Raw genomic sequence first — 13510 nt, 5'->3', positions numbered from 1 at the left:
ATTATCGCGCCACGGTGATGATACACTGTGGCGCGAAAAGGGATAGCCATACGAGATAAATCAGGGGCAGCGCGAAAGGCGTCGCTATCCAGTGCGCCTGAAATCGCGCGCTTGCCGCATAGGTGGCGCGCCAAAGCGCAAGGCAAGCGGTTTGAATCAGTGCTGACCCGCTCAGGATCAAGCCCATGGAAAGCGGAACGCTGCCGCATGTCGCCAGATCGTCGGTGACGATTTCATGGATAATAAGATTAAACGAGAAATAGACTGGGTAGGTGGCGAGAAGCGCAATCAGCCCTCGCCAAACCCAGATCAACGGCGGCTACTCCCCCTCGGCAACAGCCGCACCGGCACGCGCTTCTTGGCCCCCGGCGTGCCCGCAATCACCGACAGCAAGCGGTCCACCAGAACCTCGCCCGCCGTCTGGAAATCCGGTTCCACCGAGGAGAGGGGCGGGGCCGAATGCGCGCCCGCACGGATGCCGTCGAAACCGATCAGGCCGACCTGTTCAGGCACCGAAATCCCCTGTTCGCGCAAGACCCGAAGCGCGCCCAGCGCCATTTCGTCGCAGCAAGCAAAGATAGCATCAAAAGGCACGCCCGAACGGATCAGTTCGACCGCGGCGCGGCGGCCCTGTTCGTCGCGGCTCATGCCTTCCTCAAATGTGATCAGGCGCGGCACCATGCCCTGTTCGCGCAGCAATTCGGCATAACCTTCATAGCGCTCCTTAAACTGGCGCTGGGCCGAGGTTTCCGATGCGATGCAGACGATGTCGCGATAGCCCGAATCGATCAGATGCTGGGTCGCCATCCGCGCCCCGCCGATATTGTCCGAACGGACCCAATCGAGATCCTCATGCGGGCTGCCCCAACACACCAGATGCGCGCCCTCGGCGGCGATAGAGTGGAAATAGTCCCACGCATCCCAGTTCTCACTGGTGCCAATGACGATCAAGCCGTCGGCCTTGCGTTGTTCCTGATACAGGCCCCAGAGGTGGTCCGTCGCCCCCTGAAACGATACGATCGTTTCATGGCGGCGGCGTGAGGCCGCGGCGCAGACGCTGCCCAACAGGGCGAAGTGGAAGGGGTTGAAATTCTTGATATCTTCATCCGGGCGGCAAATCACCACCACGGCCAAAGTGCCGGTACGCCCGGTGCGCAGCCGCGCGGCATTTTCGTCCACGTGATAATTCAGCTTGGCCGCCGCCGCCGCGACGCGCGCGCGGGTTGCCTCGCTGACCACCGGATCTCCGGCCAAGGCGCGGCTGACCGTCGACTGGCTCACCCCAGCCTCGGCGGCCACGTCAAAGGATGTCACGCGATAGCGCTTTTTCACCTTGGAGGCGTCGATCAGCCCACCGACCTCTTGGGTCGAGTGGAGCTTGTCTGTGTCTTGGCGATCATCTTCCCCCATGGCGTGGGTCTTGGCCCTCTTTGCTATCACTTGTCCAGAGGCCATTGGGCCACTTTGCGCGCAATCGGTGGATTTCACCGACGCGCAATAATCTGAGGCGCCAGAAGCATCAACAGCTTTACGTCGATCGCCATGCCTTCGGCGCGGCGGGCGGCAACAAAAGCGTCAATTTCGGCCAGAGCCACGCGATGCGTGATGATATTTTCATCATCCACCCCGCCGCCGGGGCCGACCTTGGTCAACCCATGCGCTCGCAGCAGGGTAAAGCTTTCCGTCACCATGCCGGGGGATGAGTAGAATTCGCCCACGACCTCCATTCGGGCCGCGTCATAGCCGGTTTCCTCGATCAATTCGCGGCGGGCGGCGTCGGTTGCCACTTCGTCCTCATTGTCCGCCTGATCGCCCACGAGTCCTGCGGGCAGTTCGAGGCAGGTCTTGCGCAGCGGAACGCGATATTGCTCGACCAGAAGGACATGATCCTCCTCGTCAATGGCCAGAATGACGGCGGCGCGGATGTTGCGCGCGCGGCTGACATATTCCCAGTTGCCGCGCTGCTTGGCCGCGATAAAGCGCCCCTGCCAGACCACCTTTTCTTCGCTTTCACGCCAGGTCTGGACGATCTTTTCCTTGGTCATCAACGGCTCCGTATTCCTGTGCAGGGGTTAACCCCTGAGGCGCGCAAAGTGCAAGTGCGTAGGCTGATAGGTGGTTGTGGTTAACATCACCCTGTGGCACCCCTGTGTCAGCAAGAAGAGGGAAGGCATCATGCTTCAGGAATTCAAGACCTTTATCGCGCGTGGCAACGTGCTGGACCTGGCGGTCGGTGTGATCATCGGCGGTGCGTTTGGTAAAATCGTGTCCTCGCTCACCGATGACGTTCTTATGCCGGTGATTGGCAAGATCACGGGCGGCATCGATTTTTCGTCCAAATTCATTCTGCTGGGCGAAATTCCCGAAAGCTATACGGGCGCGGTGACGGACTATGCTGCGCTGAAAAAGGCCGGGGTGGCGATGCTGGGTTATGGGTCGTTCGTGACGGCGGTGATCAATTTTCTGATCATGGCATTTGTCATCTTCCTGATCGTCAAGGGCGCCAACAAGGCAACCGCCAAGCCTGCCGCACCTGAAGCTCCCGCCGCGCCCGCAGGCCCGACCGAGGTCGAACTGCTGGCCGAAATCCGCGACGCGCTTAAGGCTCGTTGAGGCGTAACAGCATCATATCGAAGGGAAGGGGGCACCTGCGGAAAAGCAGGCAGGCCCCCTTTTCTTTTTACGAATTGCGCCTATATCGTCCCTCGCCGGTTTCGACCGGCTATGGTGATAAATTGCGGCGTGCAATAGATGCAGCGGACCCGGGGGCGGTACCCGGCGGCTCCACCATCACTACTTGGCATTTATGCCAAGGCCCCGTTGTCGCGGGGGTGTTGATGGGGCCGAACTAGGATCGACGTGTGTTGAAAAGCGCTGTTTTTGCCCGGGCTGAGTAACCCGTATAAGGCTCAAAACTCATAAGTGCCAACGACAACGAAGCACTTGCTCTGGCTGCGTAATTCTAGGCCTTAACGGGCTGAAGTTACAAACCTAGAACACGGTTGAACCCACCGGGTAACAGAAGGGAATTCGGGGGCCTGAGGGGAGCCTAGCAACAGAATCTCCTCACCTTATTTATGATTTATGCAAGGGTCGCACGGCGCCCCGATAAACGGTCAGACTCGCGGGCCTAGCAACAGAACCGCCCCACCCATTCCCGACATTTTGACAGATGACCCCGGAAAGCGCATGAGCGCGTCCATGCAATTTGCCCATTTCGATGTCGCCGCTTTCCTTGCCTCCAATTGGCAAAAGCGCCCGCTTTTGATCCGCAATCCGTGGAAGGGCTGGGCCAATCCGCTAGAACCGGATGAACTGGCGGGGCTGGCGTGTGAAGAAGGCGTCGAATCGCGCCTTATCACCCATTCGGGCGGCAAATTGGCTCTGGAGCGCAGCCCGATTGCCGAGGAGCGCTTTGGCACGCTGGGCAAGGAGCCATGGACGCTGTTGGTGCAGGCCGTCGATCATTACGTACCCGATGTGGCGGCCTTGATTGAACCGTTCCGTTTCGTGCCCGATTGGCGCATCGATGATGTCATGGTTTCCTATGCCAATGACGGGGGCGGGGTGGGGCCGCATTACGACCAGTATGACGTCTTCCTCATTCAGGGTTTGGGAAAGCGGCGCTGGCGTGTGGGGCCGGTGTGCAATGCTCAAACGCCTTTGGTGCCCCATGATGACCTGCGCCTGATCGAGGATTTCGAGGCCGAGGGCGATTGGGTGCTGGAGCCGGGCGATATCCTCTATGTCCCGCCCGGGTTTGCCCATGATGGCGTGGCCGTCGGTGATGATTGCATGACCTATTCGATCGGTTTTCGCGCGCCTTCACGCGCTGAACTGGCCGAAGCATGGACGGCGCATCAGGTGGACGCCATGGCCGAGGACGACCGCTATGCCGACCCCGACCTGACGGTTCAGGCGCATCCCGGCGAGATCACAGCCGAAGCGCTCGACAAATTGCAGGCCATGGTTCTGTCGGCCCTGTCGGATCGTGATGCCTTTGCCCGCTGGTTTGGCCATTACAACAGCCTGTCCAAATATGCCGAAACCGATTGGCGCCCCGAAGAACAGATGGACGAGAATGCGGTTGCCGCCATGTTGGCCGAAGGTAATGCCCTGCATCGCAATCCGGCACAGCGTTTCGCGTTTATCCGTCGAGGGCAGGGGGTCTTGCTGTTTGTTGATGGCGTTTGCCATGAATGCGACGACAAGGTTGCGGAACTGGCTGCGGAACTTTGTGCGCAGGCGCAGTGGCATGGAGAGGCCGAAGGCGCGGCGCTCACTTTGCTGACAACATTGATCAATCAGGGCAGTCTGGGTTTTGAGGATGAGGATTGATGGCGCTCATCCTTTTCAACAAACCATTTGGCGTCCTGTGCCAGTTTACGCCCGAGCCCAACGGCCCGCCCAAGCCCACACTGGCCGATTTCATTCAACGGCCCGGCGTCTATCCCGCCGGTCGGCTCGACCATGACAGCGAGGGGCTACTGCTGTTGACCGATGATGGAAGGTTGCAGGCGCGCATCGCCGATCCGCGTTACAAGGCGGCAAAGACCTATCTGGTGCAGGTTGAGGGCGAGCCGGATGATGCCGCGCTCGAAGCCCTGCGGCGGGGGGTGCGGTTAAAGGACGGGATGACTTTGCCCGCGGGCGTGAGGCGAATCGATACGCCCGATCTGTGGCCGCGCAATCCGCCGGTGCGTTTTCGTAAAACCGTGCCGGATTGCTGGATCGAATTGACCATCCGCGAAGGGCGCAACCGTCAGGTTCGGCGCATGACGGCGGCGGTCGGGCATCCGACGCTGCGTCTGGTGCGATGGCGCGTGGGGGATTGGTCGCTGGACGGTCTGGCGCAGGGAGAATGGAAAGAGGTTTGAATCAGGCCTTGGCCAGTTCAGGCGTCATTTCCGCTTGCTGCTTGGGCGCTTCATGCTTGATGCAATCCAGAATTTTGGCGCCCGCCATGAACACCGATCCCGTACAGGCCAGAAACAGCAGCTTGCCGCCAAAACCGGGATATTGGGTGAGGTAAACCTGTCCACGCTGAACCGCGCCATTGGCCAAGGCAAAGATGACCAGAAACGCTTCGGTGCGTGTCTTGATGACGAAGAGTCGGGCGATTTTTTGCCACATAAGCCATACCTCTGATGTGCCGTACCGGTGCAGGCGAATGTCCGTTTCGGCCTGAGACCTAATTGGGCAAAACACGTATTCGGTGCAAGAGAGGTTAAATGGCCATTAACCATGACTTGTCCGCCTTTGGGACAAATAGAGCGTCCCTTTCGTATAAAGGCGCGGGCGCGTGCGAAAATGACGCGGCCGCGATCAGCGCCGACACAAGGGCGTTGCCAAGATTGCCGGCATAAGGCATAAGTCCGTCTGTCTCTCCTCCCCGGAGTTCATATATGTCATGCGTTCGACACGCATGCCGTCCGTCGTTCAGGCTTTTCCCTGCGCGGCGTTTTGGATGAGGGTGAGTAATGATGAGCAAGTATCAGGACCGGGCCGGCCTCCAGGTTGATGGCGATCTGGCCCTCTTCGTCGAAAATCGGGTTTTGCCGCCTCTGGGGCTGGATGCGTCGCATTTCTGGTCGGGCTTTGCCGCATTGCTGGGTGAATTCGCCCCGCGCAATCGCGCGCTGCTGAACCGCCGTGATGAACTTCAGGCCGCGATTGACGGCTGGCACCGCGCGCGTGGCAAGGTTGCGGTGGATACGGCCGAATATGAGGCCTTCCTGCGCGCCATTGGCTATATCGTCCCCGAACCGGCGCCCTTTGCCATCACCACGGGCAATGTCGACCCGGAAATTGCCACGATGGCCGGGCCACAACTGGTCGTGCCTGTGCTCAACGCCCGCTTCCTGCTCAATGCCGCGAATGCGCGCTGGGGCAGCCTGTATGACGCCTATTACGGCACCGATGCTTTGGACGCTCCGGCGGCCAAGAAGGGTGGCTATGATGTCGAACGCGGCTCGGCGGTGATTGCGGCTGGGCGGGCTTTCCTCGATTCGGCGGTCCCCTTGGCCGAAGGTTCGTGGACCGAATGGGAAGGTATCAGCCCCGAACGCCCGCTGCCTTCGCTGGCCCGCCCGGAACAATTGGTTGCCCGTCGCGGCGATGGGCATAAGGGCGCGCTCTTGCTGGTCAACAACGGCCTGCATATCGAGATCGTGATCGACCACACCCATGTCATCGGCGCGACCGACAAGGCCGGGATCAGCGACATTATCCTCGAATCGGCGCTGACCACGATCTGCGACCTTGAGGATTCGATCGCCGCCGTCGATGCCGAGGACAAGATTGCCGCTTATACCAACTGGCTGGGCCTGATGCGGGGCGATCTGACCGAAAGCTTTGAAAAGGGCGGCAAGATCCTGCATCGCGAATTGGCGGCGGATCGGAAATGGACGGCGCTGGACGGTGGTGATCTGACGCTGGCCGGGCGCAGCCTGCTGTTCATCCGCAATGTCGGCCATCTGATGACCAATCCGGCGATCCTGTTGCCTGACGGGCATGAAATCCCCGAAGGCGTCATGGACGCCGTCATCACCAGCGCGATTGGCATGCAGGATCTGGCGGGCCTTGGCCGCCATCGCAACAGCCGCAAGGGTTCGATCTATATCGTCAAGCCCAAGATGCACGGGCCGGAAGAAGTCGCTTTCACCAACGACCTGTTCAACGCCGTTGAGGATCTGCTGGGTCTGAAGCGTCACACGATCAAGGTCGGCGTGATGGATGAAGAACGCCGGACCAGCGCCAACCTTGCCGCCTGTATTGCGGCGGTGAAGGAGCGGATCGTTTTCATCAACACCGGCTTTCTTGATCGCACGGGTGACGAAATCCATACCTCGATGCAGGCTGGCCCCGTTATTCGCAAAAATGCCATCAAGGCTTCGGCATGGATCGCGGCCTATGAGGCGCGCAATGTTGGCATCGGTTTGGCCAGCGGCCTGTCGGGCAAGGCGCAGATTGGCAAAGGCATGTGGGCTGCGCCTGATCGGATGCGCGATATGCTGGAGCAGAAGATCGGCCATCCGATGGCAGGCGCCAACACCGCCTGGGTGCCTTCGCCAACGGCGGCGACGCTGCACGCGACGCATTATCACGGGCTCGACGTCTTTGCCCGTCAGCGTGACATTGCGCAGCAGCCTGTCCCCGGTCTGGAGCCTTTGCTGACGATTCCTTTGGCACTGGGCACCAATTTTTCGGCGCAGGACGTGACCGAGGAACTGGACAATAATGCGCAAGGCTTGCTGGGCTATGTCGTGCGCTGGATCGATCAGGGCGTCGGTTGTTCCAAGGTTCCCGACATCAATGACGTCGGCCTGATGGAAGACCGCGCCACCCTGCGCATTTCCAGCCAGCATATGGCCAACTGGTTGCTGCATGGCGTCGCCACCGCCGAGCAGGTCATGGATTCGCTGAAACGCATGGCCGCCAAGGTCGATGCGCAGAATGCGGGCGATCCTCTCTATGAACCGATGGCCGGGCGTTGGGAGGAAAGCTATGCCTTCCGCGCCGCCTGCGATCTGGTGTTTAACGGTGTTGAACAGCCCAGCGGTTATACCGAGCCTCTGCTACACGCATGGCGTTTGAAGAAGAAGGCCGCGATGCGCGTTCCCGAAGCGGTCGCGTAACGTTTGGTTGTAAAATGAAACCCCCGGAGCTTATCCTCCGGGGGGTTTTCTTATGCGCTCAACACTTTGGCGATGCTGACGAACTCGGCCACGCTCAAGGTTTCGGCGCGGCGGGCCGGGTCAATGCCCAGCGTTTCAAGGGCATCGAGCGCACCGGGCAGCCCTTTCAGGCTTTGCCGCAGCATCTTGCGCCGCTGGCCAAAGGCGGCCTCGGTCACGCGTTCCAGCATCCGGGCCGACACGCCTTCGGGCATATCGCCGGGTTTGACATGGATGATCGCGCTCATAACCTTGGGCGGCGGGGTAAAGGCGCTGCGATGGACCTTCATCGCGATCTTGGGCGCGGCGCGCCATTGGCTCAGCACGGCCAGACGCCCGAAGGCATCGCTGGCCGATTGGGCCACGATACGTTCGGCCACTTCCAACTGGAACATCAGCGTCAGCGACGTCCAGCGCGGCGGCCATACCTCTCCCGATAGCCAACCCGTGAACAGCGCCGTCCCGACATTATAGGGCAGGTTGGCAAGGATCGCGTAAGGTTCGCCATCAAACAGGCTGGCATGGTCGATCTTGAGCGCATCGCCCTCGATCACCGTTAATTGCCCCGGAAACGCCTCGGCCAATTCGCCCAGCGGCGCCATGCAGCGCTTGTCCATTTCGATGGCCGTCACCTTGGCCCCGGCGCGCAGCAGGGCGCGCGTCAGGCCACCGGGGCCGGGGCCAACCTCCAGAACATTCTGCCCCTTAAGGTTGCCGGGAATGGCGGCGATGCGGGATAGCAATTGTTCGTCGAACAGGAAGTTCTGACCCAGCGCCTTGCTGGCGAACAGGCCATGCGCGTTGATCACCTCACGCAGAGGCGGCAATTCAGGCAGGCTCATCAGGCGGGAACTTTGACGGCGCGGCTGCGCGCACATTCGGCGGCAAGGCGCAGCGCGGAAACCGTCGCCCCGACATTGGCCTGCCCCTTGCCCGCGATGGGGAAGGCTGTGCCGTGATCGGGCGATGTGCGAATGATAGGCAAGCCCAGCGTGATATTGACGCCGTGGTCGAAATCCAGCGCCTTCAACGGGATCAGCGCCTGATCGTGATACATGCAGATGGCGACGTCGAAACCGGCCCGGCTGCGCGCGGCAAACATGCCATCGGAGGCATGAGGGCCAGAGGCATCGATGCCCTCGGCGCGCAATTGTTCGATGGCGGGGGCGACGATCCGCTGATCCTCGTCACCGAAACGCCCGTCCTCACCCGCATGGGGGTTAAGCGCGGCGATCGCGATGCGCGGCGATTTCAGACCGAAATCCTGCATCAACGCCCGCGCCACAATGCGCGAACGGCGCAGGATCAGATCCTGTGTAATCAGCCCCGGCACCGCCGAAAGCGCGACGTGAACCGTCAGCGGCACCGTGCGCAAATTCGGCCCGGCCAGCATCATCACCGCATCTTCGGCCTCTACGCCCGATGCGGCGGCGACAAATTCGGTTTGCCCCGGATAGTTGAAGCCGACCTCGGCCAAACGCGATTTGGCAATCGGCCCGGTCATCAAGGCGCCCGCCTGGCCCGAAACGGCCAAAGCGGCGGCCTGCTTCAAGCTTTCAAAGGCCAACATTGCGCCTTCGCGATCGGGCGCACCGGGGCGATATTCACCGTCAAAATCGCCCAGAACGGGCAGCGCGCTGTCATAAACCTGTGCGGCTTCATCCAGCGATTCGACGCGGCGGACCGGAACGTCCAACCCACGCGCCCGCGCCGCCGATGCCAGCAAACCGGCCCCGCCCACCGCGCAAAAGGCCGGCAGAGCATGGACGCGACGGGCAAACCATGCCGCCGCGATCAGTTCCGGCCCCACACCGGCCGGATCGCCCAGCGAAACGGCCAATGGAAGGATTGCTTGGGCCACGATATCTATCCTCAGTTATACTCGATGATCGCGTCGCGGCGAAGGTCGCGCATGTACATTTGCGCGCGCTTGTTGACGCGGTCTTCTTCCATCTGCGACATCAATTCTTCGAACGAAGGACCGCTGGCCGCCTTGGGGTCGTCACGGCCGCACAGCATCAGCATACGGATGCCTTCCTGAACCGAACCAAACGGCGGCGTGGTTTCGCCCAGCGAGAGCGCCAGCAACGATTGTTGCAGCGGGGCGGGCAGATCACGGGCGCGGATCTGGTCATTGGCAACAACCTGTGCGCCCAGCTTGCCGGCCACCGCATCGACACCGCCGCAACCCTTCGACGCCTTGATCGCGGTCGAGAATTCGTCGATCTTTTTGTTCGCGTCGGCTTCCGTGATGCTGGCGGGCAGGGTCAGCGTGATCTGCTTGAGCGCAAGCACCGCATCGCGCGGATCGGCCGTCAGCACCTGACGCTTGTCGATCAGATACAGGATCGAAAAGCCGCCGCGCATTTCAATTGGGCCGACCAGCTGGCCCGTCTGCATTTCACGCGCCGACGCCGCCAGTTCGGTGGGCAATTGCGCCAGACGGATCCAGCCCAGATCGCCGCCCACCGCCTTGGTCGAGGCTTCGGAATATTGGCGGGCATAGGCGGCAAAGCTGCCGCCTTCCTTCAACTGGGTCATGATGCGCTGGGCATTTTCGGCCACGATCGAGCGGCTGTCGGGCGTGGCCGACAGATAGATTTCACCAAGGCGATATTCCTCGGTGCCCTTCGATGCCTTCATGCGCTCCAGCAGTTCCTTGACTTCCTGCTGGCTGACATTGACGAAAGGCTGAACATTGCGGCGCAGCACGCGGTTCCAAGCCATTTCGCCGCGGATCTGACGCTTGAGCGAATTGGGCGACGAACCGATGCGCGCCAGATAGGCGTCGAGCGCGGCCGGTTCCTGCTTGAAATTTTCCTGTGCGACGCGGGCATAGGTGCCTTCGACTTCGCCTTCATCGATCTTGATGTCGGCGTTCTTGGCTTCCTGAATTTGCAGCGTTTCGTCGATCAGGTTGCGCAAAACCTGCGCGCGAAGGCGTTCGACTTCCTCGGGCGCGACCTTGCCGCCATTGGCGGCCAGAATCAGGGCAAGACGTTGATTGACGTCGGTGCCGGTAATGATGTCACCGTTCACGATGGCCGTGGCGCGACGCATGTTCGGGTTGTCTTTGCCCAGCATCGTCACGTTCTGGCCAATGCCGAACGGGTCGGCGGCGGTCGGCGCTGCTGCTGGCTGGGCCGGGGCGGCGGGTTTGGGGGCGGCGGCGGGCCGCTGCGCGCGGGTGCGGGTCGGACTTTGCGCAAAACCCTGTGCCGCCAGCGCCAGAGACAGGCCGGCCAGCGCCCCGTAACGCGCCATGGAGCCGAGCGCCTTGGCGCCCATATTGCCCGATCCAGTTGCTGCCTTTTTCGTCACCACCATAACCTTGCGCTCGATCCTGTTCTTGTCGTCACATTTATGAACGACCCGGGCTGAACCCAGGCTGCATCAATGACGATATGGCCGCATATCGGGCCGCATTTCGGGGCCGGCGACCTTGCCATGGGCGCAGGCGATAGCGCCTTTGTCTGGCCCTGCCAACAGATGCTTGACGTCCTTTACCGGAAACCCAGATTGCGCAGCGAAAAGCGCAATTCAAAGCTGCTGCCACGCACAGCGTCACCGATGGTGACATAGTCCCGGCGCCAGTTCAGATCGAATTGGAAACAGTCCGATTGGAACGACACGCCAAACCTTGTGCGCAAGGGTTGGAACGAGGACGTGCTGGTGTTGGCCAGCAGGCTTTTGTCCGAAAGATCGAATACGCCCGAACCGAACACCGACCAGAAACGCGCAAAGGCGATTCGCCCGGCAGTGCGCAATTCGTTGCTGTCGACCAGATCTTCGGTGCCGGTCCTGATATTGCGGTTCAATCGGGCATAGCCGACCTCAAGATAGGTCGTGTCGCTGCCCAGCGCCGCGTCCACTTCGTTGCGGCGGAACACGAATGTATCGTGGTCCAGACGATAGCGATGGGTGATCTTGAAGAAATCGCGATAACGGATTTCGGTGCGCCCGACGACGTCCGACATGCGATCCGACAATCCTGTGCCGGGGGGCAGGAGCGTCGGCTCGCTGCTCAGACGATAGGATTGGCCGACATTGGCGTTGATACGCCATTGCGGGCGTTCCAGCCGCCATTCCATGCCATAGGTGACGCGGTTGCCATCCTCGATCCGGTCGTAACCGGGAAAGCGGTTGAGGGCGAAGAGGTTGACGTCTTCAAGCTCGATGGCGCGCGCATCCTCGTTGGGGATGGCGAAATTGCGTGTCGGGGGCGCTGCCACCACCTGCACATGCGGGGTCAGAACCTGCGTGCCGCCAAAGGCCGGACCCACCAAGGGCCAAGTGATGTCAATGGCCGCCGCGGCCGATGCGCGGCTCTGCCATCCGGAGTTACCGCGATAGATGGCAGTGCTGGTCAAATAATTGTCGCTGGAATGATAGACGTCGCCCCGGCCCACCGCGGTCAGCGTAATGACCTGACCCATCGGGGTCATTTTGCGCAGGTTCCATTCCACGCTGGTAAAGGCGCGCTGCATGTCCTGCCCTGCGCTGCGGGTGATGGCCAAAGAATTGGCCCGCACCTCGATCTTGCCGCCCAGCAGGTTTTCATTAAACCGGCGGCGATAATCGATCATCGGCAATGCCACCGGGACCGCGCCCTGTGTGCCTGTGGCGCGCAGGTTCTGAAACGCCCAACCCGAGATCGAGAAATAAGACTTTTCGCCGATCCTCTCGAGGTTGATGGTCGAACGAAGCGTGTCGTCCGAGGAAATGTAGTAACGACGCAGGAACGTGCGGTCCGACGCGAACCGGCCCGAAAAATCCAGGCTCCAGTTGGTCGAAAGCTGATATTTGCCATTGGCGTCGAAATATCCACGCCATTTTTGGCGCGTGTTGGTGCCCGAAACGTCGGTCGCCGCCGAGCGCGTGATATAGCCTGTGATCTGGAACGCGCCCTTGTCGTCCAATTCGCGGTAATGCACCTTGGCCATGGGGTTGGCCTTGGAAAACACCGTGCCCGTCACCGCGAGATCGCGATTGTTGGCAAGGCGCGCGTAATAAGTGCTGGAAAATTCAACGCCGTTCGAGGCCGACGTGCGGAAATCAGGCACCAGAAAACCGGGCAGGGGCCGCCCGTCGGTGGCCACCTGAAGGCTGGGCAAAGGCACAATCGATGCGCCAAACAGCGAAAGCCGTGCCCCCTTGAACCGGACCAGCTGCTTGTCGGGATCATATTCGACGTGGCGCGCGGTTACCTTCCAGATCGGCTTTTTCTCGCACCCCTTGCTGTCCACCACGTCGCATCCGGTATAGGCCGCCTGGGTCAGGATATAATGGCCGTTGGGATCGCGCCGACCTTCATTGGCCGCCAGACGCCCGCCTTCGCGCATCAGCATCAGCATGTTATGCGTCAGCCCAACGCTCAGATCCTCGCTCAACTCCATCTGGTCGGTGAGCAATTCGTTGCCATTGGCATCAACGACGCGCAATTGGCCCTGCGCCATGATCTGGCCGGTCTTGCGGTTCCAGCGGACGGTGTTGGCGCGCACGGTTTGTTCGCCCCGGCGCAGAAAGACATTGCCCGATGCGACGACGATGTCGGTCTGATCGTTATATTCCACCTGATCGGCGGCAAAATCGATCTTGTTTTCGTCATATTGTTTGCGCGGGGGCAAATCATTGACCGGGCCGGACGCGGATGCATCCGGGCCATCGATAACATCGCGCATCGATGCGGCCCATGTCGGGTCCGCCGCCAACGCGACGCATAATGCCGCCCAGGGCGCCATATGACGCAGGACAATGGAAAGGTTCGGTTTGGTAAGGGGCGCAACAGGCCCAATAAGCGCAGGCATGGCTTGCCTATCGCAGAGGGGATGCCT

General features: G+C 60.9%; 12 protein-coding genes and 1 other RNA gene. 5 read left to right on the top strand and 8 right to left on the bottom strand.

The genetic code is table 11. The annotated features are described in order from the left end of the window. Position 1: 1 nt before the first annotated feature. The 3 genes from AC2S2E_RS14010 to AC2S2E_RS14000 form a co-directional block, all read right to left on the bottom strand. Positions 2 to 313 carry a hypothetical protein gene (locus AC2S2E_RS14010; protein WP_486522772.1) on the bottom strand — a complete coding sequence of 104 codons (312 nt, stop codon included), beginning with the start codon at positions 311 to 313 and terminating at the stop codon, positions 2 to 4. Further along, positions 310 to 1410 carry a LacI family DNA-binding transcriptional regulator gene (locus AC2S2E_RS14005; RefSeq protein WP_476103517.1) on the bottom strand — a complete coding sequence of 367 codons (1101 nt, stop codon included), beginning with the start codon at positions 1408 to 1410 and terminating at the stop codon, positions 310 to 312. Before AC2S2E_RS14005 ends, AC2S2E_RS14010 begins: the two co-directional genes overlap by 4 nt. Positions 1411 to 1484: 74 nt before the next feature. Further along, complete coding sequence (locus AC2S2E_RS14000; RefSeq protein ID WP_486522771.1) at positions 1485 to 2045, bottom strand: NUDIX hydrolase; 561 nt, start codon at positions 2043 to 2045, stop codon at positions 1485 to 1487. 130 nt (positions 2046 to 2175) lie between these two features. Between AC2S2E_RS14000 and mscL the strand changes: the two genes are divergently transcribed. The 4 genes from mscL to AC2S2E_RS13980 all read left to right on the top strand — a co-directional run bounded on the left by mscL (position 2176) and on the right by AC2S2E_RS13980 (position 4877). Next, positions 2176 to 2613: a large conductance mechanosensitive channel protein MscL gene (gene mscL, locus AC2S2E_RS13995; RefSeq protein ID WP_486522770.1), complete on the top strand. Its 438-nt coding sequence runs from the start codon at positions 2176 to 2178 to the stop codon at positions 2611 to 2613. A gap of 55 nt (positions 2614 to 2668) precedes the next feature. Next, positions 2669 to 3033: a transfer-messenger RNA gene (ssrA, locus tag AC2S2E_RS13990) on the top strand. A 168-nt stretch (positions 3034 to 3201) separates the two neighbouring features. Further along, a complete protein-coding gene (locus tag AC2S2E_RS13985) occupies positions 3202 to 4338 on the top strand; it encodes a JmjC domain-containing protein (protein WP_486524609.1) in 1137 nt (378 codons plus the stop codon). Further along, the gene (locus tag AC2S2E_RS13980) at positions 4338 to 4877 is read left to right on the top strand and encodes a pseudouridine synthase (RefSeq protein WP_486522769.1); all 540 of its coding nucleotides are present in this window, start codon (positions 4338 to 4340) and stop codon (positions 4875 to 4877) included. The genes AC2S2E_RS13985 and AC2S2E_RS13980 overlap by 1 nt, the downstream gene beginning before the upstream one ends. Before the next feature lies 1 nt (position 4878). Here AC2S2E_RS13980 and AC2S2E_RS13975 read toward each other — a convergent pair whose 3' ends face one another. Further along, positions 4879 to 5133 carry a hypothetical protein gene (locus AC2S2E_RS13975; protein WP_486522768.1) on the bottom strand — a complete coding sequence of 85 codons (255 nt, stop codon included), beginning with the start codon at positions 5131 to 5133 and terminating at the stop codon, positions 4879 to 4881. 350 nt (positions 5134 to 5483) lie between these two features. On the opposite strand from AC2S2E_RS13975, the gene AC2S2E_RS13970 reads away from it, so the two are divergent. After that, positions 5484 to 7637: a malate synthase G gene (locus AC2S2E_RS13970; protein WP_486524608.1), complete on the top strand. Its 2154-nt coding sequence runs from the start codon at positions 5484 to 5486 to the stop codon at positions 7635 to 7637. 50 nt (positions 7638 to 7687) lie between these two features. Here AC2S2E_RS13970 and rsmA read toward each other — a convergent pair whose 3' ends face one another. The 4 genes from rsmA to AC2S2E_RS13950 form a co-directional block, all read right to left on the bottom strand. Then, entirely contained in the window at positions 7688 to 8518 is an 831-nt protein-coding gene (gene rsmA, locus AC2S2E_RS13965) for a 16S rRNA (adenine(1518)-N(6)/adenine(1519)-N(6))-dimethyltransferase RsmA (protein ID WP_486522767.1), read from the bottom strand. Next, the gene (gene pdxA / locus AC2S2E_RS13960) at positions 8518 to 9537 is read right to left on the bottom strand and encodes a 4-hydroxythreonine-4-phosphate dehydrogenase PdxA (protein ID WP_486522766.1); all 1020 of its coding nucleotides are present in this window, start codon (positions 9535 to 9537) and stop codon (positions 8518 to 8520) included. The genes rsmA and pdxA overlap by 1 nt, the downstream gene beginning before the upstream one ends. An 11-nt stretch (positions 9538 to 9548) precedes the next feature. After that, positions 9549 to 10997, bottom strand: coding sequence for a peptidylprolyl isomerase (locus AC2S2E_RS13955; protein ID WP_486522765.1), 1449 nt, complete (start codon positions 10995 to 10997; stop codon positions 9549 to 9551). 182 nt (positions 10998 to 11179) lie between these two features. Then, positions 11180 to 13483, bottom strand: coding sequence for an LPS-assembly protein LptD (locus AC2S2E_RS13950; RefSeq protein ID WP_486522764.1), 2304 nt, complete (start codon positions 13481 to 13483; stop codon positions 11180 to 11182). Positions 13484 to 13510: the final 27 nt, after the last annotated feature.

Source organism: Novosphingobium sp. 550D (assembly GCF_057401885.1).
Note: the sequence above shows the minus strand (reverse complement) of the source record. Positions and strands in the feature narration are given on the sequence as shown.